Origin of the sequence: Amycolatopsis balhimycina FH 1894, assembly GCF_000384295.1 — a bacterium.
In the GTDB taxonomy this organism is placed as follows: domain Bacteria; phylum Actinomycetota; class Actinomycetes; order Mycobacteriales; family Pseudonocardiaceae; genus Amycolatopsis; species Amycolatopsis balhimycina.
This window is the reverse complement of record NZ_KB913037.1, coordinates 2,959,673-2,985,235: the sequence shown is the minus strand read 5'-3', so window position 1 is coordinate 2,985,235 and position 25,563 is coordinate 2,959,673. Positions and strand designations below refer to the sequence as shown.

Sequence of the window (25,563 nt, the reverse complement as noted above, 5' to 3'; positions counted from 1 at the left end):
CTCAGGGAGGATGCAGAGCATGCCGGCACCGAAGAAGTACAGCGACGAGCTGCGTGAGCGGGCGACGCGGATGGCGTTGGACGCAATCGCGGCCGAGGGTCAGTGGATGGCGGCGATCCGCCGGGTGGCGGGCCAGTTGGACGTGCATCCGGAGGCGTTGCGGACGTGGGTCAAGCGGGCCGAGATCGACGGCGGCACGGCGCCCGGCCGCACGAGCGATGATGCCGCACGGATCGCCGAGCTGGAACGCGAGGTGCGTGAGTTGCGGCGGGCGAATGAGATCCTGAAGACGGCCTCGGCGTTTTTCGCCGCCGCGGAGCTCGACCGCAAAATCAAGTAACTTCTGACGGTTCCACGCCTCGGCGGGAGGTTCCGCTCGCGGTGGTCGTCGACTATATCGACGACCACCGCGAGCGAGTTGTCGAGGGGAAGAAGCTCGGGGTCGAGTCGATCTGCGCAGTCTTGAACGATGCGGATGCGCGGATCGCCCCGAGAACTTTCTGGGCAGCGAAGAAGCGCACGCCGTCGGAACGCGCCGTGCGGGACGCGGAACTGCTCACCGAGATCGGGCGCGTGTTCCGCGAGAATTACGGCGTTTACGGAGCTCGGAAGGTCCATGCGCAACTCAGCCGTGAGGGAATCCGGGTGGCTCGCTGCACGGTCGAGCGGCTGATGCGTCAGAAGGGCCTGCGGGGCCTACGGCGAGGCAGGTGGCCCAGGACCACCATCGCTGCTGCTTCGCCTTCGCCGGCGGACCTGGTCGACCGCTGCTTCACTGCTGACCGGCCGAACCAGCTCTGGGTAGCGGACATCACTTATCCGGACGTTTTCGGGATGGGTGTATGCCGCGTTCGTCATCGAGGTGTTCTCGAGAATGGTTGTGGGCTGGCAGGTGTCGACCTCGTTGCACACGAATCTCGCCCTGGACGCGCTGGAGATGGGGATCTGGGCCAGGCAGCGAGCCGGACAAGACGTGACCGGGCTTGTCCATCATTCCGACCGCGGAGTTCGATATCGAGCCATTCGTTATAGTGATCGTTTGGCGGAATCGGCAGTGGTCGCCTCGGTCGGTTCGCGCGGAGATTCCTACGATAACGCGATGGCTGAGGCATTCAATTCGTTGTTCAAGGGAGAGTTGGTCCATAACTCTGTTGTCTGTGGCCGCGGTTGGCAATCAGTTCGTGATGTCGAGATCGCCGTCGCCGAATACGTCGATTGGTACAACCATCGCCGCGTCCACGGCAAGCTCGGCCAGCGCACTCCAGCCCAGGTCGAAGACGGCCACCAAGCGTCACGTTACGATCAGTTCTTCGAGCCTGCCCGGGCTCGGTGACAGACAACGAGACCTGCACCAGACCCGGGGCGCATCAGTCTCCCTTGTCCGGCGATCATAGGTTGAACCGATCACATGTTCACGACGCGGAACGGTCAAGCACCCGTTCCTTGGCGATCTTCCTTCGTGTCCAGCGCGGAAAGACCTCGTCCCGCGATCGACCGGCTGACCCCGTACGTTCCCGCCGTTAGGCCGGCCCCCGCGCCCAGCATCGTCAACGTGGGCACGAAGTTGCCTGTGTCGATCGAGTGCCAGGCCAGAATGGCGATGACCACCATGTTGACGATGCTCAGGCCAAGGGTGATCAGCTGCGTGATCCAAATCCGCGTGGAGAGCACCCGCTGGTGACGGGCGTGGTCCAGTTCGAGCTGCCGCTGGTGGCAAGCCTGCTCTCGGGCGAGTGCCATGACCTCGTCGGCGATGTGCGGAGCCTTGGCGTGCCATTCGGCGGCCTTCTCCCACGGCGCCAGCGTCTCCCAGGCCGTCCCTTTCGGAGATCCCGGAGCGGCAGTCACGAGACCCCCTGAGGAACGGGAACCGGTGATTCCGCCGCTTGCGCCAGCGGCTCCGGGGGTGGTCCGAGCCGGTTGAGCACGGTGTTCAAGGCATCGGTCGCGGTCTCGATTCCCACGGCTTCGCCGCCGGAATTCCAGCGTTCGCGCACCTTGGGGCGCTTTGCCAGGAAGGAACGCAGTCGGCGAAGCGCTGGCTTCGCCGCTGAATCCGGGCTTCCGCCTTCGACGTCTGCGGTATCGGGCGCCGGCGGCTGAAGACCAGTCAGCGAAGCAAGGAATTCCCGGGAAACCCCTGGCGGAGCCGAGTCCCGCATCGCCTCGCGCGCCCGGAGAACCGCCGCCAGCTCGGCCGCACACGCCGGGCAGTGCGCGATGTGGGCTTCCGCGCGTTCTGTTGCCGAAGGTGAGAGCTCACCGACGGCGTAAGCTTGCGTGGTTTCCCCCAGCAGGTGGGCCTCCGGAAGTCCCCAGCCCCGGATGGCCTTCGATCGGCCTTTTCTCCCGGCATCACCTGGCAGCCTTACGGTTTCGCCGACCACTGCCAAGATGCCGGCCTCAACAAACGCGCGGTCGAGGTTGTTGAGCGCGGAAATCTGGTGCACCAAGTCTCCGAGAGTGTGGGACCGGTCGAGGACTCCCGAAGGCACGATGGAGAAGATCGAAGAGAGCGCATCGTAGAAGGTTTCCGGGTTCGACCGGAGTTGCTCATTGACCCACTGCTCCTGAGTCTCGTCCATGCCGCGCCCCTCTTTGGCAACCAGAGCCGAGTGTAGTCGAGGTGACCGTCGACGACCCAGGCTCCAATTCCTGACGGCCCCGCCGCGGCAACCGTTGAGACGGCCCGCGAACGCAAGGGCGCCGACTTGGTCACTGCACGATTCGCTGCCCGGTTCAATCAACTTGACCCTCCGAGCCGCCGCGAGACGGCTGACGACACGGCTTACTTCCGCTCAGCTCAGGAGCGCCGCGGCGTTTGAGGTCCATCGCGAGGAAGGCGACGTCGTCGAGGACGTCGACATGCCGGAGGTGGTCGTCGATTCGAGGCAGCCAGTACGCGGGGGGCCGTCGTCCAGCAGGTCGCCGTGGCCGTCGTCGACGTGTCACTCGGAGATCTGCGGTCGAAGAGCGGTTCGCGCACCACGAGGAAGTCCTCGGCCAGTGCTTCGATCTCGATCGCCGTGGCCGGGTCCAGCACTTCGCCATGGAAGGGGTGGGCCTTCTCGAAACTCGCGCGCCTGTGGTTCCGGACCGTGTCGCGCCGGCCTACGACGGTCGGCAGCGTTGTGCTGACCTAACGCGAGCGTCGCCGGGCAGGGTTGTCAGCACGCTCCCACCGACGAGCATTCACCGGTGCTCCCGCGAGGGTTCAGGGCTTTAGCCTCGGCTCAGCTGCGGCTCGATATGGTTCTGGCGCGGTCAACCGGCGGCGCCACGATAAGCCCCTTGAGGGCGGTAGAAGCCCACGGCCGATCGGATCAGCTTCCGGTACCCAGTTGCGTGGCGCTCGAGGTGACCTGCTGATTGATCAGCTCTGCATCCGCGGCGTGGGACAGGTCAGCACGCGAGGCGATCTGGCGATGGCTGCCGCCGAGTGCCTTGGCCTGCGCCACGAGGCGGTCTCGTTCGCTCAGCCAGCCTGCGGCTTGCTCGGCGGCATGCTCGATGTCCTGCAGCACCTGCGCCAGTTGCGCGGTGTTGTCTTCGCTCGGGTTCGACACCGGCAGATGGTAACCGGCTCGCACATTGCGGGCCCGGGTTGAACGGGTGTGAGCCTTCTGGCGTCTGGAGAGCGCAGCAACGCCAGTGGCTTCGGCCAGTTTATTCTTGCTGTGGTCAGCTTGCTGATCATTGTTGGTGGTTGGATATCACGAGGGCTCGCTGTGTCGCAAGTGGTGGACTTAAGCTCCTGGGAATCGGGATTCTGCCGCACGATTGCGAACGCGGCCCACCTGGGGCTGTGAATTTCGCACCGCCGATGGGGCCGGTGCGCCAGGAACGTTCCCTTGGACGGTGAGGACGTGCAATCCCTTGACTCCGGCTGCGACGGAGGCTAGAAGATAGAGCGCCCTTGCGGACCGCGCCGATCGTTGATTTGCCACGTTCGACATTCCGCGCGGCCGATTCCTGACGCCAAAAACATTTTCATGGTTCCGAAGGAGTGACTGTGCAATCGTTCAAGATGCGTCTGGCCGGTGTTGTCGCGTTGGCCGCCCTGGCTCTCACCGCGTGCAGCGGCCCGGGGGCGGAGCAGCGCACGACCGCCGACGTGCCGGGTCCGAGCGGTGGGAAGCTGAAGGTCGCGGTCGTCACGCACGGCAGCCTGGGGGATGCGTTCTGGAACGTGGTGCAGAACGGCGCCTTGCAGGCAGGGAAGGACCTGGACGTCAGCGTGACCTACTACTCCGACGGCGACCCCATCTCCCAGGCCAAGCTGATCGACAACGCCGTCGCCCAGAGGGTCGGCGGGCTGGTGGTCTCGATGGCGAATCCGCAGGCACTGCAGACGTCGGTGCAGAATGCGGTCAAGGCGGGCATCCCGGTCGTCACGATCAACTCGGGCGAGGACTCCAGCGTGGCGTTCGGCGCCATCGCGCACGTCGGGCAGAGCGAAGGACTCGCCGGGCACGGCGCGGGACAGCGGCTGAAGGACGCGGGCAAGGCGCACCTGCTGTGCGTGATCCATGAAGCCGGGAACATCGGCCAGAACCAGCGCTGCGACGGTGCGAAGCAGAGCTTCAGCCACGCGACCACGCTGCAGGTCGACATCAACAACCCGAACGACGTCCAGGCGCGCATCCGCGGCGCGCTCCAGGCGAACCCGTCGATCGACGCGGTCCTCGCCCTGAACTCGCAGATCGCGGTGCGCGCGTACAGTGCAGCGAAGGAGGCGAGCTCGAAGGTCCAGGTCGCCACGTTCGACCTCAACAACGAGGTGGTGTCGGGCATCAAGAGCGGGGACATCCTCTTCGCCGTCGACCAGCAGCAGTACGAGCAGGGCTACCTGCCGATCGTGATCCTCAAGCTGTACACGCAGAACGGGAACACCCTCGGCGGCGGCAAGCCGGTGCAGACCGGCCCCGGCTTCGTGGACAAGTCGAATGTCGACGCGATCACGCCGTACATCCAGGGCGGGACCCGTTGACGGGTCATCGGCTCCGCGCCCGCCAGCCGGGTACGGGGTTCCGCTACGGTGCCCGCATGAGTTCCGCACCGCGAGACCAGTTGGGCTCGTTCAGCCGATCAGGTCAACAAGATGGTGGAGATGTACGGCGGTGCTGTGTGCTCGTTGCGGTGTGCGCGGTTGACTGCCGCGGTGTGCCCGCACTACACGACTGCCGGCTCACCGATCGCTGGCTACGCCGTGCCGCGGCACGATCGTGTCGACTTGGTCGGCTGCGACCTGGACAACGATGACGAGTACGACGTCGCTGGTCTTGACCCAATATGCGTGCTGTTGGTCGCCCACACCCCATGACTCACGGGGGAAATGGGCCTGTCGCCGGTGGGTTGGTCCTGCGTCTGAAGCTGGCGTCGCGCGCGGAGGCCACCGGGCATCCCGACGATGACGGGGCTCGGCGTGCAGATCGAGCGGCGGTGCACGCCTTGAGGTGATCTGCAACATCGTGGTCGGCCTCAGCGACGTAGATGAGCATGACCGACGACGTCTCGCCACCGCCCTCGAGTCCGGGCGTTCCGCTTCGCCGCCGCCCGCCGTGTCGGCTCACCGGCCGCGGTTGCGGGAGCTGTCGCCGAAGACGATGTGGCTGACTGCAGCCGTGATCGCGGTGCTGACCGCGGGTGCGGTGGTGGTGCTGTGGTGGCCGGCGACTGCTGGGCTCAACGGTGCCGAGCTGGTGTCTGCGCGGCTGGATGCGTTGAAGGTGGGGTTGAGCGTCGCGGTCGGCAGCGGCGGCGTGGTCGCGCTGTACCTATCCTGGCGGCGGCAGCACTCCACGGAGGCCGACCTCGACAACCGGGAACGCGCTCTGGCTCACCAGCAGGAGGTCCACGCGGCCACGATGGCCCACCTGGACCGGGTCGCCCGCGCCACCGAGCACGATGCCGCCGAGCGGCGGCTGAGCGAGCAGCCCCGCCAGCCTGCCAGTGGCGGTGCCATCGATAGGCGGATTTGGTGCTGACGCGCAGGGCTGCGGCGTGTGGGGTTCCAGAAGTCGGCCCACCCATCTGACCTGCGGCGACAGGCGCGTTCGACGGGCGGGGCATGATCGGCGGCCATGGCGCTGCGTCTGCTCTATCTGATCTTCCTCCGGCTGGTGGGCCTGGTGGTGTTGTTCGGCCGCTCGTCGGAATCGAAGGACATCGAGCTGCTCGTGCTACGTCACGAGGTTGCTGTGCTGCGCAGAGGCGACTCGAAACCTCGCCTGGACTGGGCCGACCGGGCTGTTCTCGCCGCGCTGGTCCGGCTGTTGCCCAAGAGGCTGCGGGCACACCGGCTGGTCACCCCGGGCACGATCCTGCGTTGGCATCGGCGCCTGGTAGCCGCGAAGTGGACCTATTCACACCGGGTCGGGCGTCCACCCGTTGGCGAGGCGATCGCTGGGTTGATCGAGCGGATGGCCAGGGAGAACCACAGCTGGGGGTACCAAAGGATTCAGGGTGAGCTGCTCAAGCTCGGACATCGGGTCGGTGCGTCGACGATCCGGCGGATCCTGAAGCGGGCGCGCATACCTCCCGCGCCGTGCCGGCAAACCGACGCGAGATGGCGGCAGTTCCTCCGCACGCAGGCGGCGACGATGCTGGCGTGCGACTTCTTCCACATCGACTGTGCGTTCACCCTCAAGCGGATTTACGTGTTCTTCGTGGTGGAGGTCGGCAGCCGCTACGTGCACATCCTGGGCACGACAACGAATCCGGACGGCGAGTGGACTACGCAGCAGATCGCAATCTGATGGTGGATCTCGGTGATCGAGTCGACGACTTCAGGCTTCTCATCCGCGACCGGGCTGGCCAGTTCGCGGCTTCGTTCGACGCCGTCCTGGCCGACGTGGGCATTGAGACGGTTAAGATCCCTCCGCGCTGCCCGCGCGCGAACTGCTACGCGGAACGGTTTGTACTCACGGTCAGGACCGAGCTCACCGATCGTATGTTGATCGTGGGCGAGCGGCATCTGCGGGCCGCGCTTGCCGAGTACATCCGGCACTACAACGGTCGACGGACCCTGTCGCTGGCGGCAGGGAATGAGTTGCGGGTGGTGCAGGCCCTGCTCGGGCATTCCAGCATCGTGCTGACCGCGGATACCTACACCAGTGTTCTGCCCTGCCTGGCGCAGCAGGCGGCGGATGCGACGGCGGCGTTGGTCCGGCGCGCGGGGTACCAGCGCGGGGCCAAGATCCACAAGGTGGTGGTGCCCCGGCAGCGCAGCGGGTCACCGCGAGCACGGATGGTGACGGCAAGTCACTGAACCGGGGCGACACGTCGGCTGCACCCGGGCTGCACACACGAGCAAAGCCCACCAGCAGCGACCCTGAAATTCAGGGAATCTGTTGGTGGGCTTTGCTTTCCAACTGTGCGCCATCAGGGACTCGAACCCCGAACCCGCTGGTTAAGAGCCAGCTGCTCTGCCAATTGAGCTAATGGCGCTGGTGTCTGCCCGGGTTTCCCCTGGCGACGTGGAAAAGATTAGCACCCCGTTCAGGGCTCGTTTCAGGGGGGTCCCCTTGACCGGTTCCGGCGTTGCCGCCCCGGTGTCCCGGCTGGTCGGGCACACTGTAGCCGGACATCGACGGCGAAACGGGCGGGTGGGTATGAGGGGTTCGACCGGCTTGGGGGCGCTGGTGGTCGCCGGCGTGATCGGCCTCACGGTGGCAGGCTGCAGCAGCAGTCCGGCGGGTGAGCCGCCGAAGCCGAGGGCGTCCTCGAGTGCGTCCAAGCCCGCGCCCGCGTCCGCTCCGGCGCCCGCCGTGCTCGCGTTGAGTCCTGCGAAGGATGCCAAGGACGTTGCGCCCGGTGAACCGGTGAGCGTCACCGTCAAGGACGGGAAGGTCGGCGAAGTGAAGCTGACCGGGGCCGACGGCAAGGTCGTCGGCGGGACGGCGCGGGCCGATGGCTCCGGCTGGGACTCCGCCGAGCCGCTCGGCTACCACAAGATCTACACGCTGACCGCGAGCGCGACCGGTGCCGACGGCAAGCCCGTCACTGCGGAGTCGACCTTCACCACCGTCAAGCCCGCGCGGCAGCTCGACGTCTCGGTGAACCTCGTCGACGGCGATACCGTCGGGGTCGGGATGCCGCTGATCTTCACCTTCGCCGGCAACGTCGCCGACAAGGCAGCGGCCGAGAAGGCGCTGAAGGTCACCGCCGAGCCGGCCACCGAGGGGGCCTTTCGCTGGTCCGGTGACAAGCAGGTGACCTGGCGGCCGAAGGAGTACTGGAAGAGCGGTACCAAGATCAAGGTCGACGCCGCCGTCTACGGCAAGCCGCTCGGCAACGGCAGCTACGGGCGGGAGGACAAGCGCGCCGGCGTGACCGTCGGCGACAAGCTCGTCGCCGTCGCCGATGGGGGGACGCACCAGATGACGGTCTCGATCAACGACAAGGAGGTCAAGACCATGCCGACCTCCATGGGCAAGCCGGGCCACAACACCCCCGCCGGCACCTACACCGTCATGAGCGAGCACACCGGCTACACGATGAACTCCGCCACCTACGGCGTGCCCGAAGACGCTCCCGGCGGCTACAGCACCTTCGTGCAGTACGCGGTGCGCCTGTCCTACAGCGGCATCTTCTTCCACTCCGCGCCCTGGTCGGTGCGGCAGCAGGGCCGCAGCAACGTCAGCCACGGCTGCCTGAACCTGTCCACCGAGAACGCGAAGTGGCTGATGGACACCGCCAAGAAGGGCGACGTCGTCACCGTACAGAACAGCGGCGGCCCGAAGCTCGAGCCGACCGACGGCTGGAGCGTCTGGCAGCTGTCCTGGGACGAGTGGCGTACCGGCGGGAACTAAGCCGAGTCGCGAACCAGCTCCCGCGCCTCCGCCTCGGTCGACACCGCGGGGCCCGACCCCCACAGCGGCTTGTTCGCGGTCTCGCGGCTGAAGAACACCGCGACCGCGCCGATCGCGCCGGCCGCCATCAGGTACCAGGCCGGCCAGAAGTCGTGGCCGGTCGCTGAGATCAGAGCCTGCATCACCAGCGGTGTCGTGCCGCCGAAGAGCGACACCGAGATGTTGAACGCGATCGACAGCGCGCCGTAGCGGATCGCCGTCGGGAACAACGCGGGCAGCGCCGACGGCATCGACACCTCGAAGCAGAGCAGCAGCAGGCCGAGCCCCATCAGGCCGAGGAACGTGACGACGAGGCCGCCGTCGTGCACCAGCAGCATCAGCGGCCAGGACAGCACGAGGAACCCGAGGCAGCCCGCCATCATCACCGGCTTGCGGCCGACGTGGTCGGTGATCCGGCCGCCGACCATGATGATGAGCATCATCACGACCATGACGACGATGATCAGCAGCAGCCCGTGGGCGGCGTCGAGGTGCAGCTGCTCCGACAGGTATGTCGGCATGTACGACAGCAGCATGTAGTCGGTGACGTTGAACACGAGCACCAGGCCGATGCAGATGAGCAGCGCGGGCCAGTACTCGGTGAACATCTTCCAGAACGGCTCGCCGGAGCGGCCGCGCTTCTCGGCCTCCTCGGCGTGCTTCCGGAACGCCGGCGTTTCCTCGAGCTTGAGGCGCATGTAGAGGCCGATGATGCCGAGTGGCCCGGCGATGAGGAACGGGACGCGCCAGCCCCAGTCGAGCAGCGTCTCGTGCGGCACCCAGGCCTTCATGCCGGTGACGACGGACGCGCCGAGCACGTACCCGGACAGCGTGCCGAACTCGAGCCAGGAACCCATGAAGCCGCGGCGTTTGTCGGGGGAGTACTCGGCGATGAACGTCGTCGCGCCGCCGTATTCGCCGCCGGTCGAGAAGCCCTGCACCATGCGGGCGAGGACGAGCAGGATCGGTGACCAGACGCCGATGGTGGCGTACGACGGGATCAGTCCGATGCAGAGCGTGCCGATCGCCATCATGATCATCGTGACGGCGAGGACCTTCTGTCGTCCGATGCGGTCGCCGAGCGGCCCGAAGACGAGGCCGCCGAGCGGGCGCATGAGGAAGGCGGCGGTGAAGGCGCCGAACGTCCCGATGAGCCGCACGCCGGGTGACACGCTGGCGGGGAAGAACACCTCGGAGATGGTGTCGGCGATGTAGGCGTAGACGCCGAAGTCGAACCACTCCATGGCGTTGCCCAGCGCCGCGGCTCCGACCGCGCGCTTGAGCAGGGACTGGTCGACGACGGTGATGTCCTCGTAGCGCAGTTTCTTCCGCTTTCGTATCTTCGGCAGTGAACGTTCCACCACTCCACGGTGCATCGGCATCCGGGTCCTCGCACGATGAGCCATCCGGTCGTGAGCGTTACCACGTTTGGGCTAAGGCCAATTAGGACATTTCAAGCTGCCTACACTTCCGGCGCGTATCGAGGGGGAAGCTCATGACGACGGTCGCGGTTTCGGAAGCACCGGTCGGGCGGAAGTTGCCCGCGCCGCTGTGGTGGATGGTGCTGTCCGGGGCGCTGCTGCTGGTGATCTTCGCGGGGTACACCGTGTGGGCCGGCGTCTGGACGACGGCGGGCGTCTATCTCGAGGACTTCAAGTCCTATGTGGCGACCGGCCGGGCGGTGCGTGCCGGGATGTCCCTGTACGAACCGGGGGTCTCGGTCCTGCCGACGATCGGCGGTACGTTCAAGTACACGCCGTTCGCGGCCGGTGTGTTCGTGCCGTTGACGGTGGTGCCGAAGCTGCTGCTTCCGCTGCTGGCCGTGCTGGTGAACCTGTTCGCCCTGCTGGTGGTCGTCTGGGTGTCGCTGGGGCAGCAGGGGTACGCGCCGGACCAGGGGCGGATCGCGGCGACGGCGGCGCTGACGGCGCTGGCGCTGCCGATGCAGCCGGTGCTGATGAACTTCACCTCGGGCCAGGTGAACCTGGTGCTGCTGTGCCTGGTCCTGGTCGACCTGACCGGCCGGAACCGCTGGTGGACGGGCGCCGGCGTCGGATTGGCGGCGGGCATCAAGCTGACCCCGGCGATCTTCGTGGTGTATCTGCTGGTGACACGCAGGTTCCGCGCGGCGGCAGTAGCCACGGGCACGTTCGCCCTGACGGTCCTGGCCGGCTTCGTGGCACTGCCCCGAGACTCGGCGGCATTCTGGTCGGCCAACCTGGCAGACCCATCCCGAATCACCGGCGACAGCGACGCAACATCCCCGGAGAACCAGTCAATCCGAGGCGCACTGGCCCGCCTGCTGGACATCCCGGACGTCCCAGGCAAGATCTGGATCCCAGCAGCAGCGGTAGTAGCCATAGCCGCACTCTGGATCGCCATCCGAGCCCACCGCGAAGGCCGCGAACTGCTGGCAGTGAGCGTGACGGGCGCCCTGATGGTCCTGGTAACCCCCTGGACGTGGTCCCACTACTGGGTCTGGTTCATCCCATTCTTCGTAATGGCATCGTGCGCAGCGCTGCGCGCCCGCACCTGGCTCCCAGCCGCAGCCCTGACGCTGACCTACCTCCTGCTCTTCCCCTGGAAGGTAGGAGACGGCCGAGGCAACGTCCCGGTAGTAGGCCTGGCGGTCCTCCCAGACAACTACGCCCCCTTGACCCAAGCACTGGCTCACGCCCTGTACGTAGCGCTGGCCCTAGCCCTCCTGGCCCTGGCAGTAATCCGCCCAGCAGCCCTGAACCCCACCCCAACCCCAGCAACCTCAGAGGCCACGTCAAACCCCCGAACGTAACCACACGGATGGGGGTCCGGGGGCGTGCCCCCGGCGGGGGTGTGGGGGTTCGACCCCCACAAAAAGGCGAAACCCCGACAACGGAAAAGGGCCGCAAGGCCCTGACCATGCCGGGGTGATGGGGTGAGCGACGGGTTTCGAACCCGCGACCTCCTGGACCACAACCAGGTGCTCTACCAGCTGAGCTACGCCCACCATCAGCGAGGGAACCGCTTGCGATCACCTCGTTGGCTGTAATCGTAGCGGGTGCCCTCGCGGGGTTCGCAGGGGGTTACCTCTGGTGCTGTTCCTGCACTTCAGCGGCGGCGGCCTTGGCTTCTTCGCTGGTGGGGCCGGGCTGGGGGACGAAGGCGACGCGCCGGTAGTAGTCGAGTTCGCCGATGGATTCCTTGATGTCGGCGAGGGCGCGGTGGGCGAGGCCTTTCTCCGGCTTCGCGTAGTAGATGCGCGGGTACCAGCGGCGGACGAGTTCCTTGACGGAGGAGACGTCGACCATGCGGTAGTGGAGGTGGGCGTCGAGGGCCGGCATGTCGCGGGCGATGAAGCCGCGGTCGGTGGCGATGGAGTTGCCGGCGAGGGGGGCGGTGCCGGATTCGGGGACGTGCTCGCGGATGTAGCCGAGGACGCGGCGTTCGGCTTCTTCGAGGGTCACGGTGGAGCGGCGGACCTCTTCGGTGAGGCCGGAGTGGGCGTGCATCTCGCGGACGACGTCCGGCATCCCGGCGAGTTTTTCCTCGTCGGCGTGGATGACGATGTCGACGCCGTCGCCGAGCACGTTCAGCTCGGCGTCGGTGACGAGGGCGGCGATTTCGATCAACGCTTCCTTGCCGAGGTCGAGCCCCGTCATCTCGCAGTCGATCCAGACTAGGCGGTCGGTCACCTGGTGACCCTAACCCGACACGGGGATATGAGGGGCGTTACCTGCGCGTACGGCGCGTTACGCTCGCGAAGCCGGGTTCGGTGTGGCGCAGGACACAGATCGGGAGCGGGACAGTGACGGTGCAGGGATCGCCGGCGAGTGAGATCGCCGCTGGTTATGCGAGTGAGGGTGCCGCGCTGGAGCTGGGTGCGGTGGTGCTCGACGGGCAGGTGGACGCGGCGGCCGCCGTTCGCCTGCCGTTGGCGACGCTGAACCGGCACGGCTTGGTCGCGGGCGCGACCGGGACGGGCAAGACGAAGACTTTGCAGCTGATCGCGGAGCAGTTGTCGGCCGCCGGGGTGCCGGTGGTGCTCGCGGATGTGAAGGGCGACCTGTCCGGCCTCGCGGCCGCGGGGGAGGCGAACGACAAGGTCACGCGGCGTTCGCGGGAGCTCGGTGACGACTGGGCGGGCTCCGCGTTCCCGGTGCAGTTCCTGTCGCTCGGGACGGGCGGGAAGGGGTCGCCGATCCGGGCGACGGTCACGAGCTTCGGGCCGGTGCTGCTGGCCAAGGTGCTGGGGCTGAACGAGACGCAGGAGTCGACGCTCGGGCTGATCTTCCACTGGGCGGACCGGCGTGGCCTCGCCCTGCTGGACACGAAGGATCTCCGTTCGGTGATCACGCACCTGACCGGCGACGAAGGCAAGGAGGACCTCAAGGGCATCGGCGGGGTCTCGGCGGCGACGGCCGGGGTGATCCTGCGGGCGCTGTCCAATCTGGAGGCACAGGGCGGCGAGGACTTCTTCGGCGAACCCGAGCTGGACGTCCACGACCTGATGCGCCAGGCGGACGGCAAGGGCGTCGTCACGCTGCTGGAGCTGGACAACCTGCAGGCGAAGCCGGCGCTGTTCTCGACGTTCCTGATGTGGCTGCTGGCGGAGCTGTTCGAGGAACTGCCCGAGGAAGGCGACCTCGACAAGCCGAAGCTGGTGTTCTTCTTCGACGAGGCGCACCTGCTGTTCAACGACGCGTCGAAGGCGTTCCTGGAGCGCATCGAGCAGACCGTGAAGCTGATCCGGTCGAAGGGCGTCGGGGTGTTCTTCTGCACGCAGCTGCCGACGGACATCCCGAACGCCGTGCTTTCGCAGCTCGGCGCCCGGATCCAGCACGCGCTGCGCGCGTTCACCCCGGACGACCAGGCGGCGCTGGCCAAGACGGTCAAGACCTACCCGAAGACGAAGTTCTACGAGCTCGACACGGCGTTGACCTCGCTGGGCATCGGTGAGGCGATCGTCACGGTGCTGTCGGAGCGGGGCGCGCCGACGCCGGTGGCGTGGACGCGGCTGCGCGCGCCGCGGTCGAAGCTGGGCTCGATCGGGCCGGAGGCCGTCGCCGCGGCCGTGACGGCGTCCGACCTGCACGCCAAGTACGCCGAGACGATCGACCGGGAGTCGGCCTACGAGAAGCTGGCCGCGAAGGTCGCCGCCGCTCCCGCCCCCGAGGCTCCGGCGCCCGAGGCACCCGCGCCGGCGCCCGGGAAGGACGAGCCGGGGTTCCTCGAGTCGGCGATGAAGAACCCCGCCGTGAAGTCGTTCATGCGGTCGGCGGCGAGTGCGCTGGGCCGGGAGATCACGCGGGGGCTGTTCGGCAACCGGAGGCGGTGACGAATACCTGACCCGATCTGTCAGGTATGGCTGCGAAGCTGGCGCTTCCCTCCGAAAGGAAACCAGTCATGACCAGCACCGCCACCGCGTCGTTCGTCGTCGGCAAGTGGGAACCGCAGGCGACCGACGAGGCCGGAGGCACCGAGTTCGCCCGGGTGGCGATCGCCAAGACGTTCACCGGGGCCGTCGAAGGGACCAGCAGCGTCGAACTGCTCTCGGCGTCCAACGCGACTTCGCGCGCGTACGTCGCCTTCGAACGTCTCGAGGTCTCCGTCGACGGCCGCAAGGGCGGCTTCGTCCTGCACCACTCGGCCGACGACACCGGCCTGACGCTGAAGATCCTCACCGGCTCGGGCTTCGGCGAACTGGCCGGGATCTCCGGCACGGCGAGCATCGAGATCGACGCGGACAACAACCACGCCTTCACCCTGACCTACGCCTTGTGAGCAGCACGAAGGCCGTTTCGAGAGCCCCCGATTGACTCTCGAAACGGCCTTCGCGGTGTACCCCGCTCCGCTCCCCGAAGCGGGGGACGGGCCGCCCCGATCGCGGCTCGTCCGTGGCTAGCTGTTCACGATCTGGTCGACGATCTTCTTGGCGTCGTTGATCGGGATGGCGAAGCCGATCCCGACGCTGCCCGCCGCGCCGTTGGCCGACGCCGACGGGCTGTAGAGCGCCGAGTTGATGCCGATCACCTTGCCCTGGCCGTCGACCAGCGCACCGCCGGAGTTGCCCTGGTTGATCGCGGCGTCGGTCTGGATCGCGGTGTAGCTCGGCGAGTTGCTGCTCTGCTCCGACGTCCGGCTGAACGGCGAGCGCTGCTGCTGCTGGCCCTGCCCGATGTCGGAGAGGTTGCGGTTCAGGGCGCTGACGATGCCGGTGGTGACGGTGTTCTGCAGCCCGCCCGGCGACCCGATCGCGACCACTTCCTGGCCGACGACCAGCTTGCTCGAGTCGCCCAGCGTCGCCGCCGTCAAGCCGCCGGCGTTCTGCGCCTGCACCACCGCGATGTCCGCCTTGGTGTCCGCGCCGACCACGCCGGCCTGGTACTTCTTGCCGTCGGCTGTGGTGATGACGACGTTCTGGGCGCCGTCGACGACGTGCGCGTTGGTCAGGATCCGGCCGTTCGAGGTGAGGATGACGCCGGAACCGATGGCCTCGCCCTGAGCGGTGGTGACGTTGATCTGGACGACGCTGGGCGTCACCTTCGCGGCGACGGCGCTGACGTCGCCGGTGGCGGCGGAGTTCGAGACCGTCTGCCCGTTCACGGCCGGCGTGCTCACCGACGTCGTCGTGCCGTCCGCCGAGTTCGTGGTGAGCCCGACGATCGCGGCGCCGCCGACGCCGCCGACCAGCGCGGCGCCGAGGGCGGTCGCGCTGACGATCATCGCGACGCGGCCGCCCTTGCGCGGCTTGGCCTTGAGCGCCGCGGGGGCCTGCCCCTGCTGCGGCGGCGTGAAGAGCGGATTCGGCGCGGCCTGCTGCTGGTAGGCGTACTGCGCGTACGGCCCGTACTGCTGGGTGCTCTGGTGCGGCTGGTGCCCACCGGGTGAGGCGGGGCCGGGCCGACTCTCGTTCTCGGTCATGGGACAAGATTCGCGCCCGTGCTTGTGAAGAGCCTGTGGAAATACCTCAGGCTTTGCTGAGAAGAATCAGCTGAGAAAACTCAGGTAATCCTCAGGCGTCAGGCGAAGAACGACGGGACGTCCAGTGCTCCTCCCGCCGCCTCGAACTCGTCGTGCACGGCCTTCCGCAGCGCGGCGTCGCCGAGATAGTCGGCGGCGGTCAGGGCCAGCCCCAGCGCGCCGTCCCGGACTCCGGCGTCGCCCGTCTCCGAACCGGCCGCGGCGGCGAACTCCTTGGTGTGCAAGGCGACCGTCGGTCCCGAGACCGCCAGCATCGGGTGCAGCGCGGGCATCCGGTACGACAGGTTGCCGAGGTCGGTCGAGCCGGTGAGCGACTCCGGCACGATGCCGGGCGGGAGCGGCTTGCGGCCGGTGCTCACCTGGTTGGCCGACCAGCGCCCGGCGAGCGCGGTGTTGAACCGGATCGGCAGGTAGGCCGCCTGGGCGTCCCAGACCAGCTCGACGCCGCAGCCGGTCATCGCCGCGGCGCCTTCGGCGATCGACGTCATGCGGGCGGCGAGGTCGCGCAGGGTCGCCGGGGTTTGAGAGCGCAGGTAGAACAGCAGCGCGGCACGCGCCGGGATGACGTTGGGCCGGGCGCCGCCGTCGGTGAACACGCCGTGGACGCGGTCGCTCTGCGGGAGCTGCTGGCGCAGCGCCGAGACGCCCTGGTACGCGGCGACGGCGGCGTCGAGCGCGTTGCGGCCCATGAACGGCTGGGCGCTCGCGTGGGCGCCGACGCCGTGGAAGACCATCTCCAGCTGACGGCGGCCGAGGAACGGGTGCAGCGCGATGTCGTGGCTGAACGGGTGCAGCATGATCACCGCGTCGACGTCGTCGAACACGCCGGCGCGGGCGAGGATCTCCTTGCCGCCCCCGCCTTCCTCGGCCGGTGTGCCGATGAGGCTGACGCGGCCGCCGAGCCGTTCGGCGACCGCGGCCGCGCCGAGGAAGCCGCCCGCGGCGGTGGTGCAGATGATGTTGTGACCGCACGCGTGGCCGAGCCCGGGCAGCGCGTCGTACTCGGCGAGGACGGCGATGTGCGGGCCCTCTTGTCGTGGTGTGCTGACCCGCAGTGCGGTGTCGAGCCCGCCGACGCCGACCGTGGCCTCGTGGCCGTGGCGCCCCAGCAGGCCGGCCAAGGCGCGGACCGAGCGGTGCTCGGCGAACCCTTCCTCCGGGTGGGCGTGCAGATCTTGGCTCAACGCCACCAGATCGGGTGAGCTGTGCTCGACCGCGGCGGTCACCTCGGCCCGGGTCGCCTCGTCCGCGCCCGGGTAGGGCGAGGACAGCGGTTCGGCGGCCGCGACGGCGTCGGCGGTGGCCTCGACCAGGGAACGCAGGTAGCTGTCGTCGGGCGGGACGGGATCGGCGTGGGTCATGGGGCGATGCTAACCGCCGCCCCCGACAATTCGTGCCGCTCAGCCCAGCCGGCCCGCCACGATCTGCGTGACGCCGGCGTAGCGTCCAGTGATCTCCGTGAAGCCGCGGGCCCGCAGGCTCGCCGCGATTTCGCCGCGGTCGAACATCCGCTGCCCGCTCACGATCCCGCCGGCCGACTCGATCAGCCGCCGGGGCTGCCATCCGCTGCGTGCGGTCGTCAGCAGCACGATCCGGCCGCCCGGTTTGAGTACGCGGGCGAAGGAGTCCAGTGCGGTCTCCGGCTCGGCGAACATGTGAAGCGCGGCGAAGCAGCAGACTGCGTCCACAGTGGACGCCTTCAGCGGGAGGTGCACGGCGTCGGCGCGCAGGTAGGCGACGGTGTCCGGGCCGCCCTCGCCGACGGCCTTGGCGAGCATGGTGCGGGCGCCGTCGAGCCCGATCGCGAGCCCGTCCGGGCCGACGGCCGCGCCGAACGCGCGGGTGAACCGTCCGGTTCCGCAAGCGACGTCGAGCGCTGTGTGACCCGGTTTCAGCCGGAGGAGTTTCGTGGCGAGCGTGACTTCACCCGCCATGCTCGGCCCGAACGGGCCTTTGAGCGCGCGGCCGAGGGCGGGGCGCCAGTACCGCTCGTAGACCTGCGGGAGCAGGGTGGTGCGCATCAGGCGCTGCGTGATGCCGGTCGGCGGACCGGCCTGGTTCGCGGCGCCCAGCAGGTCGAGGTAGCCGTTGTCCGTCTCCGCCGACGTCTCGAGCAGGGTGTTCAGCCGCTCGAGGGCGGTGTTCCGGCTGGTCGGCACAGTCCCTCCCGGGGGTCGGATACCGGCAGTATGCCCACTCGCCCGCACTCGATCGAGTGAACAAGTCCGCGCTCAGGCGTTCGGCGCCCGGAATTGTCGGTGCCCCTTCCTAACGTCGCAGGCGAGATCCCGATCCGAGGAGGAGAGATGACGACAATGTCCGTTCCGTGCGCGGAGATCGCGGTGCGTGGCGAGTTCGACCTGGCCGCGGCGGCCCGGTTCCTGACCGGCTTCGCCCCCGCGGGGCAGCCGGACGCGGAACCCGGCGCGCTCCGGGTGGCCTTCCCGTTGGAGGGCGTGTGGACACCGGTGGGCGCGGTGCTGCGGCAGAGATCGCCCGGCGAGGTGGCGGTCGAGGTCCACGGCCCGCCCGAGCACGTGGAGGCGGTGGTGGCCCAGGTGCGGAGGATGTGTTCGCTGGACATCGACGGCACCGGGTTCCCGGAGGTCGCCGGCCGGGATCCGGTCGTGGCGCTGCTCCAGGTCCTCCATCCGGGGCTGCGGCCGGTGCTGTTCGCGTCGCCGTACGAAGCGGCGTGCTGGGCGGTGCTGAGTCACCGGATCTGGATGACGCAGGCGGTGCGGCTGCGCCAGCGCCTGACCGAGCGCTACGGCACGGAGGTGGACGTCGGCGGGCGGAGGCTGAGGTCGTTCCCGGCTCCCGCCGCGCTGGCGAAACTGGAGTACTTGCCCGGGCTGCCGGGTCCGAAGATGCCACGCTTGCGCGGCATCGCCGAGGCGGCGGCCGCGGGACTGCTGGACGCGGCCGTATTGCGGGCGATGCCGGCGGAGGAGGCACTGAAACAGCTGCAGCTGCTGCCGGGAATCGGCCGGTTCAGCGCGGAGCTGATCCTGATCCGCGGGGCGGGCCATCCGGACGTGTTCCCGCGAGCGGAGAGCCGCCTCCACGAGATCCTGCGCGACGCCTACCACGTCCCCCAAGCGGAAGTCGCAGGGTTGGCGGAGTTCGCCGAGGCCTGGGCGCCGTTCCGGAGCTGGGTGTCGTTCCTGTTCCGCGTCGAAGGCGAGGCGAGGATGCGGGAGTCGCGATGACCTGACCCAGGAGGCGCTCGGCCCGGCTGCGGTGTTGGCGCCTGTCCTCCGGGTGTTCGGTCGCACTGGCGATGCTCGGTGCCTGAACCGGCGGCGGCTGGCGTGCCCGGCGTCCGGCTCCGGCTGGCCCGTGTTCGGCACGTGCCCCGGTTGGCGGCTGGTCCGCCGCGGTGCTCGGTGCCTGACCCCGGCGGTTCTCGACCTGCTCGCAGTGCCCCGGGCGTGCGCGCGAGTCCGCTCACCGAGCTTGGATCCGGCTTGAGCGCGGACCCGCTCGGCGAGGCCTCATTGCTCCACGGCCGCAGGCCCGGAGGGTCAGTCCTGTGAAGGCGCGCACCGACCCGTCGGCGTCGGCAACACAATCCACGGTCCCGGCAGAAAGGAGAACGCAACGACCCGATACCGGAAGCCGCGCAGCGGCGAGCGGTGGGGACTCACAGTAGCCAGATGTCGCCTGTGGTGAGGTGTCCGGGTGAGCTCGCCCGTTCAACTCGCGCTCGGCGGACCGGCCGGTCACGCCCTGTCGGCTTTCCGCGCGGCCGCCGCCACCGATCCCTCGGCGGCTGGTTCGCTGCTCCACCAGGCCCAGACCCCCGCGGTGATCACCCTGGTCGCCGGCGGTGTGGCCATGCTGGTCGTGCTCGTCGGCGGGACGCCTTGGCGGCGGGCGCGGAACGTCGTCACGATCGTGCACGAGGCCGGCCACGCGCTGGCCGCCGTGCTGGTCGGACGGCGCCTGCAGGGCATCAAGCTGCACTCGGACACCTCGGGCGTCACCGTCTCGCGCGGCAAGCCCGAGGGGCCGGGCATGGCGTTCACCGCGATGGCCGGGTACGTGGCGCCTTCGGTGCTGGGGCTGCTGTTCGCCAGCCTGCTGGGCGCCGACCTGGTCGGCACGGTCCTCGTCCTGATCGCGCTGCTGCTGCTCGGCGTGCTGGTGATGGTGCGCAACGCCTACGGGGTGTTCACCGTCGTCGCCAGCGCCGCGGTGCTCGCGCTGGTCGCGTTCGTCGCGCCGGTCGAGGTGCAGGCGCCGTTCAGCTACCTCGTGACCTGGTTCCTGCTGTTCGGCGGCGTGCGGCCGGTGGCGGAGCTGCAGGTCAAGCGGCGGCGCGGGCAGGCCCGTGACTCCGACGCCGACCAGCTCGGCCGGCTCACCGCGGTGCCGCCGGTGCTGTGGGTGCTGGTGTTCGCCGTGGCGACTGTCAGCTGCCTGATCGCCGGTGGGCTGTGGCTGCTGGAGCCCGTCGCCGCGTAGGCGGCCGGGCGCCCGCCGCGTCAGCCACCGGGCGGCCCCGCCGCGGTAAGCGGCCGGGCGCCGGTCACCGGGCCGCGCGCATGCGGCAAACTGGTCTCTCGCTGGTCGCGCGGAGGGAGACGAACGATGGACGAGGTCGCCAAGGCCGTGGAGGAGTGCGCACGGGCGGCGAAGCTGGCCGCGCCGTCGCTCGCCGCCGCGAGCGCGGAGGCCGTCGACGCCGCGTTGACCGGGATGGCCGAACGGCTGCTCGCGCACCGCGAGGAGATCCTCGAGGCGAACCAGGCCGACGTCGAGCGCGCGAAGAGCGAGGGGATGAGCGCCGGTCTGCTCGACCGGCTCACCATCACCCCGGATCGGCTGACCGGCATGGCCGAGCAGCTGCGGCTGCTCGCCGGCGCGTCACACCAGGAGCGCTCGGTCGAGGTGTCCACGCTGGACGGCGGCTTGCGGCTGGTCGAGCGGCGGCGCCCGGTCGGCGTCATCGGCGCGAACTACGAGGCGCGGCCGAACGTGACCGTCGACGTGGCGTCGCAGCTGGTCAAGTCGCGCAACGGCGGCGTCCTGCGCACCGGCTCGGCCGCGCTCGGCTCGGCGCAGCGGCTGCGCGACGTCGTCATCGCGCCGGCGCTGGCGGAGGCGGGCATCGACGCGGACTGCGTCCAGCTGGTGCCCCGTGTCGAGCGCGAGGCGGCGTCCGCGCTGGTGCGGCTGCCGGACCTGGTGCCGCTGGTGATCCTGCGCGGCAGCGGTGACAGCACCCGGGCGCTCGCCACCGAGGCGGCGGTCCACGGCGTGCGCACGCTCGCCCACGCCGACGGCGGCGGGGTCCTGTACGTCGACCGTGGCGCGGACGTCACCAAGGCGCGTGACCTGGTCTACGCCAGCCTCGACCGCCTGGGCGTCTGCAACCGGCTCAACCTGCTCCTCGTCCACGAGGGCATCCACGACGAAGCCTGGCCGGCGATCTCCGAGGCGCTCGCCGAGCGGGGCGTGACGCCTTCGCTGGCCCCGCACGAGCACCCCATCGGCTACGAGTGGGCGCTCGACTCCGACCGGGAAGCGACCGTCACGGTCGCCAAGGTCGGCTCGCTCGCCGACGCCGTCGAGATCGCCAACGAGCGGACCTCGGGCCTGGCGGCGGGCATCGCCACCGAGGACGAGTCGGCCGCCGACGCCTTCTTCGACGGCTACACCGGCACGGGCGTCTTCTGGAACGCGCCGACCCGCCTCCTCGACGGCTTCAAGCTGCTCGCGGTCCCGGAGACCGGCATCAACCTGGACAAGGTCCCCGGTCCCCGCGGGCCGGTGACGTACACGGACCTCTACGTCCGCCAGTACGCGGTCCTGCCCGCCTGAAGCTCCGCGCCGGTGCCGGACGTCACTGCGCGGGCGGGATGTCCGCGAGCTTGCGGAGCTCCTGGACGGTGTCCGCGGCGTTGGTGACCAGCTCGGTCCGGTCGCTCGTGTCCCCGGAGTAGCGGTAGATCGCCGTCGGGCCGTCGCTGATGGCGATCGCCGCGACCAGGCGGCCTTCGGGGTCGCGGGTGAGCCCGGTCGTCACCGGCACCTCGCGGCCGACGGTGTCGACCGTGGTGAGTGTCCGTTCCTTGTACCAGCCTCGCGTGGTCATGTTCCGCAGCTCCGGGGGATGGGGGATCACAGGGATACGTCGTAGGACGCGAGGATCACCGAAGGTGTTACGGCATACTGGGGCGGGTGATCTCCCGGCCGCACGTCCTGCTGTCCGCCGCGCAGTCGCTCGACGGCTACCTCGACGACACCTCGCCCGAGCGGCTCGTGCTGTCCACTGAGGACGACTTCGCCGTCGTCGACCGGTTGCGGGCCGAGGCAGACGCGATCTTCGTCGGGGCCGGGACCGTCCGCGCCGACAACCCGCGGCTGCTCGTGCGGTCACCCGAGCTGCGGCGGCAACGCGTGGCGCGGGGAAAGCCCGAGCAGCCCGTCAAGGTCACCGTGACCACCCGCGGCCTCGATCCGGACGCGCAGTTCTTCACCGTGGGGGACACCGAAAAGATCGTCTACGCGCCGCCCGGCGCCGCGGACGCCGTGAAGCACCTCGCCACCGTCGTCGACGCCGGCGACCCACCCGACTTCGGCCGCGTCCTCGACGACCTCGGGGCGCGCGGCATCGAAAAGCTGCTGGTCGAAGGCGGCGGCGGAATCCACACGCGATTCCTCACCGAAGGCCTGGCCGACGAGCTGCGCCTGGCGATCGCACCGTTCTTCGTCGGGCAGCCGGACGCGCCGAAGTTCGTCGGGCCGGGGCGCTATCCGCGGCCGCTGGTCCTCACCAGCGCGAAAGAACTGCAAGGGATGGCGATCCTCGAGTACCGCGCGGCGGAGGAGCCGTCCGGCCGGGACGTCCGGCGGCTCAGGGAAGCCATCGCGCTCGCCGCCGAATGCCCGCCGAGCCACACCTTCCGGGTCGGGGCCGTGATCACCGGCGCCGACGGCGAGGTCGTCGCGACCGGGCATTCCGGCGAGGGCGATCCGTTGAACCACGCCGAAGAAGCGGCGCTCGCCAAGTGCGCCGGCGACCCGCGCCTGGCCGGGGCGACGATGTACAGCTCGCTGGAGCCGTGCAGCAACCGGAGTTCGCACCCGCGCAGCTGTACCCAGCTCATCCTCGACGCCGGCATCCCGCGCATCGTGTTCGCCTGGCGCGAGCCACTGGTCTTCGTCGACGCCCAGGGCACCGAGCTGCTGCGGCAGGCCGGGCGCGACGTCGTCGAGGTGCCCGCGCTGACCCCGGAGGTCCAGCGCGAGAACACCCACCTCGGCTTCTGAGACTTCTGAAGAAAATCGGCTAGCAGGCGCCGTTGTCCACCCAGACGCCCCACTCTCCGGTCGTGCCGGGCTCTTCGCCCTGCGTCCACCACTTCGCCGTCCACTTGTGGCTGTTGTGCGAGACGACGTTGTCCTTGACGTAGACCTTCGTCCGGTCCCACTCCGCCGCGGTGCAGGAGCCGCCGCCCGGCGTGGTCGGGGTCGTCGTCACCGGCGGTGTCGTCTGCGGCGGCGTCGCACCCGCGAAGCGGACGCTGAACTTCGTGAAGTCCCAGTCGTTCTGCGGGACGTTGCTGCAGACGCCGTTGTCGGTCGTGCCGACGCAGGCGCGGTCCCGGTTGACCGACCAGAACGTGAAGCGGCCGAGGCCGTGGCCGGTCGCGTAGTCGTACACCGTCTGGAAGTCCGCGGTGTAGAACATCTCCGCCGCGTCCGACTTTCCGTTCATGCCGGAGAAGCCCTCGTGCGAGTACGCCGTGGCGCTGTCCCAGCCCAGGTGCGACATCAGCAGGCCGTGGAACGCCTCCAATGCCGACACCTGCGACGAACCGCCGTTGAAACCGCCGTCGAAGGGCATGATCGAGAAGTTGTTCGGGGTGAAGCCGATCGACTTGGCCTGGTCGAGCAGCTGCGTGCCGAACCAGCCGGTGCCGGCCGCGGTGCCCGGCATGGTCACCGACACGAACAGGCCGGGGTTGTTCGCCTGCAACGTCTTCGCGGCACCGAGCTCGTTCGCGATGGCCGCGGTGTTCTCGTACTCGGGCTCTTCGAGGTCGAGGTCGATCGCCTTGAGCGAGTACTTCGTGATGACCTGCTGGTAGGCGGCGGCCGTCGCGGCCACCGTCCCGCAGGTCTGGCCGAGCTTCGTGCCGCCGTAACCGCCGACGGACACCGAGACGTCGCCGCCCGCGCCGCGGATCCGCGAGATCACGCCCGCGACCGCCGTGTCGGAGGAGACCGCCGAGGTGCCGTCCCAGGTCGGGCTGCAGCCACCACCGTTCGGGGCCAGGATGAACGCCAGCTGGAACGCCTTGAGCCCGGTCGCGTTCATGACGGTCACGGGGTCGGGCGGGTTGTTGCTCTGGGGCATCAGGTACGGCGCCGCGGCGTACCAGTTGCTGCTCAACGCCGCGGTCGCCGAAGGCGCGCCGAGCACGAGGCTGACGGCGGTGGCGGCGAAAGCGGCGGCGGCGAGCCCGATGGCGGCCAGTCTGCTCTTGCGCATGAGCTGTCCTCCCGTGGGGATTTCGAGGTGGACAGATCATTGGACTAGACCATTAACGAAGTCAAGCCACCAAGGTCGGGCATCGCGGACCGGGAGGTGAAAAGCCCGGAATATCCGATATTTGTCCGAGGAAAGACGAAGCAGGTCAAGCGCCGGGCAGCGTCACCACCACGACGAGCCCTCCGGCCGGCCGCCCCGTCGCCACCACCTCGCCGCCGTGGGCGTGCGCCACCGAGCGCACGATCGACAATCCCAGCCCCGCCCCCTCCGCGGCCACGCGCGCACGGCGGTGGAACGGGTCGAACAGCGCCGGGACCTCCGACGGCGGGATCACCGGTCCGCTGTTGGCCACGGAAAGCTCGACGCCGCCCGGCACGGAGCGGGTCGTCACCCGGACCCAGCCCTCCTCGGTGTTGTGGCGGATCGCGTTCTCCACCAGGTTGTGCGCCAGGCGCTCCAGCATCAGTGCGTCGCCCAGCGCCACCGCTTCGCCCAGCTCCTCCGAGACGCCCGGCGGGACTACGTGGGCGACCACTGCGGCCAGGTCCACCGGGCGCCGCTCGGTCAGGGCGCTCTCCGACCTGGCCAGCAGCAGCAACCCACTGATCAGCTTCTCGTGCCGGGAGTTGATCTGCAGCAGCTTGGTGCCGAGCTCGCGGACGTCGTCCGACGCCGTCCGGCGGTGCATCGCCACCTCGACCAGGGAGCGGTTCAGCGTCAGCGGGGTGCGCAGCTCGTGCGACGCGTTCGCCACGAACCGGCGCTGCGCGTCGAAGGACCGGTCGAGGCGCTCGACCATCACGTCGAACGCGTCGGCCAGATCCTTCACCTCGTCCTCCGGCCCGGGCAGCGCGATGCGCTCGTGGCCGCCCGGGTCGGCCGCCGCCGCGATCCGGCGGGCGGTGTCCGTCACCTGGCGCAACGGCGCCAGCGCGCGCCCCGCCACCAGCCAGCCGGCCGCGGCCGCGAGCACGGCCACGGCGCCGAGCGCGATCGCGCCCTGCATCAGCAGCGACGTCGCCGCCGCCTCGCGGACCTGCCGCGCCTGCTCGTCGAGCGACTCCGGCGAAGGCAGTGACGGCAGTGGGGGCAGGCCGGACGGCGCGGTGCCGACGAGCATCGTCACCCGCCGCCCCACCTGCCGCGTGAACAGCAGGTACGTCACGCCCAGCAGCACGCCGCCCGCCAGCAGGAACAATCCGCCGTACAGCACGGTCAGCCGCAGCCGGAGGCTCACCGGAGCCG

The 25,563-nt window shown here is 69.2% G+C and carries 23 protein-coding genes, 2 tRNA genes and 1 pseudogene; 13 read left to right on the top strand and 13 right to left on the bottom strand.

The genetic code is table 11. From position 1 onward, the window contains the following. Positions 1-19 precede the first annotated feature (19 nt). Positions 20-1,333: pseudogene (locus tag A3CE_RS55060) on the top strand (IS3 family transposase). 95 nt (positions 1,334-1,428) lie between these two features. On the opposite strand, the gene A3CE_RS0112695 reads toward A3CE_RS55060, so the two are convergent. The 3 genes from A3CE_RS0112695 to A3CE_RS0112685 all read right to left on the bottom strand — a co-directional run bounded on the left by A3CE_RS0112695 (position 1,429) and on the right by A3CE_RS0112685 (position 3,566). Then, positions 1,429-1,848: a hypothetical protein gene (locus A3CE_RS0112695; protein WP_020640468.1), complete on the bottom strand. Its 420-nt coding sequence runs from the start codon at positions 1,846-1,848 to the stop codon at positions 1,429-1,431. Continuing rightward, complete coding sequence (locus tag A3CE_RS55055) at positions 1,845-2,585, bottom strand: anti-sigma factor family protein (protein WP_084641500.1); 741 nt, start codon at positions 2,583-2,585, stop codon at positions 1,845-1,847. The genes A3CE_RS0112695 and A3CE_RS55055 overlap by 4 nt, the downstream gene beginning before the upstream one ends. A gap of 738 nt (positions 2,586-3,323) precedes the next feature. Beyond that, positions 3,324-3,566, bottom strand: a complete 243-nt coding sequence (locus tag A3CE_RS0112685) for a hypothetical protein (RefSeq protein WP_020640466.1) — start codon at positions 3,564-3,566, stop codon at positions 3,324-3,326. A 461-nt stretch (positions 3,567-4,027) separates the two neighbouring features. Between A3CE_RS0112685 and A3CE_RS0112680 the strand changes: the two genes are divergently transcribed. From A3CE_RS0112680 to A3CE_RS58555, 4 genes are all read left to right on the top strand, one after another. Next, positions 4,028-4,990, top strand: a complete 963-nt coding sequence (locus tag A3CE_RS0112680) for a sugar ABC transporter substrate-binding protein (protein ID WP_051183900.1) — start codon at positions 4,028-4,030, stop codon at positions 4,988-4,990. Positions 4,991-5,456: 466 nt separating this feature from the next. Further along, a complete protein-coding gene (locus A3CE_RS0112670) occupies positions 5,457-5,987 on the top strand; it encodes a hypothetical protein (protein WP_020640463.1) in 531 nt (176 codons plus the stop codon). Positions 5,988-6,083: 96 nt separating this feature from the next. Then, the gene (locus tag A3CE_RS58560) at positions 6,084-6,758 is read left to right on the top strand and encodes a hypothetical protein (protein ID WP_245589502.1); all 675 of its coding nucleotides are present in this window, start codon (positions 6,084-6,086) and stop codon (positions 6,756-6,758) included. Beyond that, positions 6,731-7,270 carry an integrase core domain-containing protein gene (locus A3CE_RS58555; RefSeq protein ID WP_245589501.1) on the top strand — a complete coding sequence of 180 codons (540 nt, stop codon included), beginning with the start codon at positions 6,731-6,733 and terminating at the stop codon, positions 7,268-7,270. Before A3CE_RS58560 ends, A3CE_RS58555 begins: the two co-directional genes overlap by 28 nt. A 106-nt stretch (positions 7,271-7,376) precedes the next feature. On the opposite strand, the gene A3CE_RS0112660 is transcribed toward A3CE_RS58555, so the two are convergent. Beyond that, positions 7,377-7,449 (bottom strand) — tRNA-Lys (locus A3CE_RS0112660). A gap of 164 nt (positions 7,450-7,613) precedes the next feature. Between A3CE_RS0112660 and A3CE_RS0112655 the strand changes: the two genes are divergently transcribed. Continuing rightward, on the top strand, positions 7,614-8,813 hold the full coding sequence (locus A3CE_RS0112655; RefSeq protein ID WP_185839876.1) for a L,D-transpeptidase: 1,200 nt from the start codon (positions 7,614-7,616) through the stop codon (positions 8,811-8,813). Here A3CE_RS0112655 and proP read toward each other — a convergent pair. Further along, positions 8,810-10,234, bottom strand: a complete 1,425-nt coding sequence (gene proP / locus A3CE_RS0112650; protein ID WP_020640461.1) for a glycine betaine/L-proline transporter ProP — start codon at positions 10,232-10,234, stop codon at positions 8,810-8,812. The two genes, A3CE_RS0112655 and proP, sit on opposite strands and share 4 nt — an antisense overlap. A 113-nt stretch (positions 10,235-10,347) precedes the next feature. Here proP and A3CE_RS50935 point away from each other — a divergent pair, with 113 nt between their 5' ends. Next, positions 10,348-11,643, top strand: coding sequence for a glycosyltransferase 87 family protein (locus tag A3CE_RS50935; RefSeq protein ID WP_020640460.1), 1,296 nt, complete (start codon positions 10,348-10,350; stop codon positions 11,641-11,643). 119 nt (positions 11,644-11,762) lie between these two features. Here the strand turns inward: A3CE_RS50935 and A3CE_RS0112640 are convergent. Together A3CE_RS0112640 and orn are read right to left on the bottom strand one after the other, a co-directional pair. Then, positions 11,763-11,838, bottom strand: a tRNA-His gene (locus tag A3CE_RS0112640). A 76-nt stretch (positions 11,839-11,914) separates the two neighbouring features. Next, entirely contained in the window at positions 11,915-12,523 is a 609-nt protein-coding gene (orn, locus tag A3CE_RS0112635) for an oligoribonuclease (protein ID WP_026468420.1), read from the bottom strand. Positions 12,524-12,636: 113 nt separating this feature from the next. Here orn and A3CE_RS0112630 point away from each other — a divergent pair, with 113 nt between their 5' ends. Together A3CE_RS0112630 and A3CE_RS0112625 are read left to right on the top strand one after the other, a co-directional pair. Beyond that, on the top strand, positions 12,637-14,166 hold the full coding sequence (locus A3CE_RS0112630) for a helicase HerA-like domain-containing protein (protein ID WP_020640458.1): 1,530 nt from the start codon (positions 12,637-12,639) through the stop codon (positions 14,164-14,166). 68 nt (positions 14,167-14,234) lie between these two features. Beyond that, a complete protein-coding gene (locus A3CE_RS0112625) occupies positions 14,235-14,612 on the top strand; it encodes a DUF3224 domain-containing protein (protein ID WP_020640457.1) in 378 nt (125 codons plus the stop codon). 117 nt (positions 14,613-14,729) lie between these two features. Here the strand turns inward: A3CE_RS0112625 and A3CE_RS0112620 are convergent, their stop codons facing one another. The 3 genes from A3CE_RS0112620 to A3CE_RS0112610 form a co-directional block, all read right to left on the bottom strand. Continuing rightward, positions 14,730-15,752 (bottom strand): S1C family serine protease, encoded by a 1,023-nt coding sequence (locus A3CE_RS0112620; RefSeq protein ID WP_020640456.1) that lies wholly within the window; start codon positions 15,750-15,752, stop codon positions 14,730-14,732. A 98-nt stretch (positions 15,753-15,850) separates the two neighbouring features. Continuing rightward, positions 15,851-17,173, bottom strand: a complete 1,323-nt coding sequence (locus A3CE_RS0112615) for a M20 family metallopeptidase (protein ID WP_020640455.1) — start codon at positions 17,171-17,173, stop codon at positions 15,851-15,853. Positions 17,174-17,212: 39 nt separating this feature from the next. After that, entirely contained in the window at positions 17,213-17,971 is a 759-nt protein-coding gene (locus tag A3CE_RS0112610) for a class I SAM-dependent methyltransferase (protein WP_020640454.1), read from the bottom strand. Positions 17,972-18,118: 147 nt separating this feature from the next. Here A3CE_RS0112610 and A3CE_RS0112605 point away from each other — a divergent pair, with 147 nt between their 5' ends. The 3 genes from A3CE_RS0112605 (at position 18,119) to A3CE_RS0112595 (ending at position 21,641) form a co-directional block, all read left to right on the top strand. After that, complete coding sequence (locus tag A3CE_RS0112605) at positions 18,119-19,024, top strand: DNA-3-methyladenine glycosylase family protein (RefSeq protein WP_026468419.1); 906 nt, start codon at positions 18,119-18,121, stop codon at positions 19,022-19,024. 472 nt (positions 19,025-19,496) lie between these two features. Then, positions 19,497-20,282, top strand: a complete 786-nt coding sequence (locus A3CE_RS0112600; RefSeq protein WP_020640452.1) for a M50 family metallopeptidase — start codon at positions 19,497-19,499, stop codon at positions 20,280-20,282. A gap of 126 nt (positions 20,283-20,408) precedes the next feature. Further along, positions 20,409-21,641: an aldehyde dehydrogenase family protein gene (locus A3CE_RS0112595; protein ID WP_020640451.1), complete on the top strand. Its 1,233-nt coding sequence runs from the start codon at positions 20,409-20,411 to the stop codon at positions 21,639-21,641. Between the two features lie 22 nt (positions 21,642-21,663). On the opposite strand, the gene A3CE_RS0112590 is transcribed toward A3CE_RS0112595, so the two are convergent. Further along, on the bottom strand, positions 21,664-21,915 hold the full coding sequence (locus tag A3CE_RS0112590; RefSeq protein WP_026468418.1) for a hypothetical protein: 252 nt from the start codon (positions 21,913-21,915) through the stop codon (positions 21,664-21,666). Positions 21,916-22,001: 86 nt separating this feature from the next. On the opposite strand from A3CE_RS0112590, the gene A3CE_RS0112585 reads away from it, so the two are divergent. Next, on the top strand, positions 22,002-23,093 hold the full coding sequence (locus tag A3CE_RS0112585) for a dihydrofolate reductase family protein (protein ID WP_020640449.1): 1,092 nt from the start codon (positions 22,002-22,004) through the stop codon (positions 23,091-23,093). A gap of 19 nt (positions 23,094-23,112) precedes the next feature. Here A3CE_RS0112585 and A3CE_RS0112580 read toward each other — a convergent pair whose 3' ends face one another. Together A3CE_RS0112580 and A3CE_RS0112575 are read right to left on the bottom strand one after the other, a co-directional pair. After that, entirely contained in the window at positions 23,113-24,318 is a 1,206-nt protein-coding gene (locus A3CE_RS0112580) for a chitinase (RefSeq protein ID WP_020640448.1), read from the bottom strand. A 145-nt stretch (positions 24,319-24,463) separates the two neighbouring features. Next, positions 24,464-25,555, bottom strand: coding sequence for a sensor histidine kinase (locus A3CE_RS0112575; protein WP_020640447.1), 1,092 nt, complete (start codon positions 25,553-25,555; stop codon positions 24,464-24,466). Positions 25,556-25,563 lie beyond the last annotated feature (8 nt).

What these genes read in the sequence shown, in the direction of transcription:
- A3CE_RS55055 (WP_084641500.1), bottom strand. Translation starts at nt 2,585, where the DNA reads ATGGACGAGACTCAGGAGCAGTGGGTCAATGAGCAACTCCGGTCGAAC.
- A3CE_RS0112680 (WP_051183900.1), top strand. Translation starts at nt 4,028, where the DNA reads ATGCGTCTGGCCGGTGTTGTCGCGTTGGCCGCCCTGGCTCTCACCGCG.
- A3CE_RS58560 (WP_245589502.1), top strand. Translation starts at nt 6,084, where the DNA reads ATGGCGCTGCGTCTGCTCTATCTGATCTTCCTCCGGCTGGTGGGCCTG.
- A3CE_RS0112655 (WP_185839876.1), top strand. Translation starts at nt 7,614, where the DNA reads ATGAGGGGTTCGACCGGCTTGGGGGCGCTGGTGGTCGCCGGCGTGATC.
- proP (WP_020640461.1), bottom strand. Translation starts at nt 10,234, where the DNA reads ATGCCGATGCACCGTGGAGTGGTGGAACGTTCACTGCCGAAGATACGA.
- A3CE_RS50935 (WP_020640460.1), top strand. Translation starts at nt 10,348, where the DNA reads ATGACGACGGTCGCGGTTTCGGAAGCACCGGTCGGGCGGAAGTTGCCC.
- A3CE_RS0112625 (WP_020640457.1), top strand. Translation starts at nt 14,235, where the DNA reads ATGACCAGCACCGCCACCGCGTCGTTCGTCGTCGGCAAGTGGGAACCG.
- A3CE_RS0112620 (WP_020640456.1), bottom strand. Translation starts at nt 15,752, where the DNA reads ATGACCGAGAACGAGAGTCGGCCCGGCCCCGCCTCACCCGGTGGGCAC.
- A3CE_RS0112615 (WP_020640455.1), bottom strand. Translation starts at nt 17,173, where the DNA reads ATGACCCACGCCGATCCCGTCCCGCCCGACGACAGCTACCTGCGTTCC.
- A3CE_RS0112605 (WP_026468419.1), top strand. Translation starts at nt 18,119, where the DNA reads ATGACGACAATGTCCGTTCCGTGCGCGGAGATCGCGGTGCGTGGCGAG.
- A3CE_RS0112595 (WP_020640451.1), top strand. Translation starts at nt 20,409, where the DNA reads ATGGACGAGGTCGCCAAGGCCGTGGAGGAGTGCGCACGGGCGGCGAAG.
- A3CE_RS0112590 (WP_026468418.1), bottom strand. Translation starts at nt 21,915, where the DNA reads ATGACCACGCGAGGCTGGTACAAGGAACGGACACTCACCACGGTCGAC.
- A3CE_RS0112580 (WP_020640448.1), bottom strand. Translation starts at nt 24,318, where the DNA reads ATGCGCAAGAGCAGACTGGCCGCCATCGGGCTCGCCGCCGCCGCTTTC.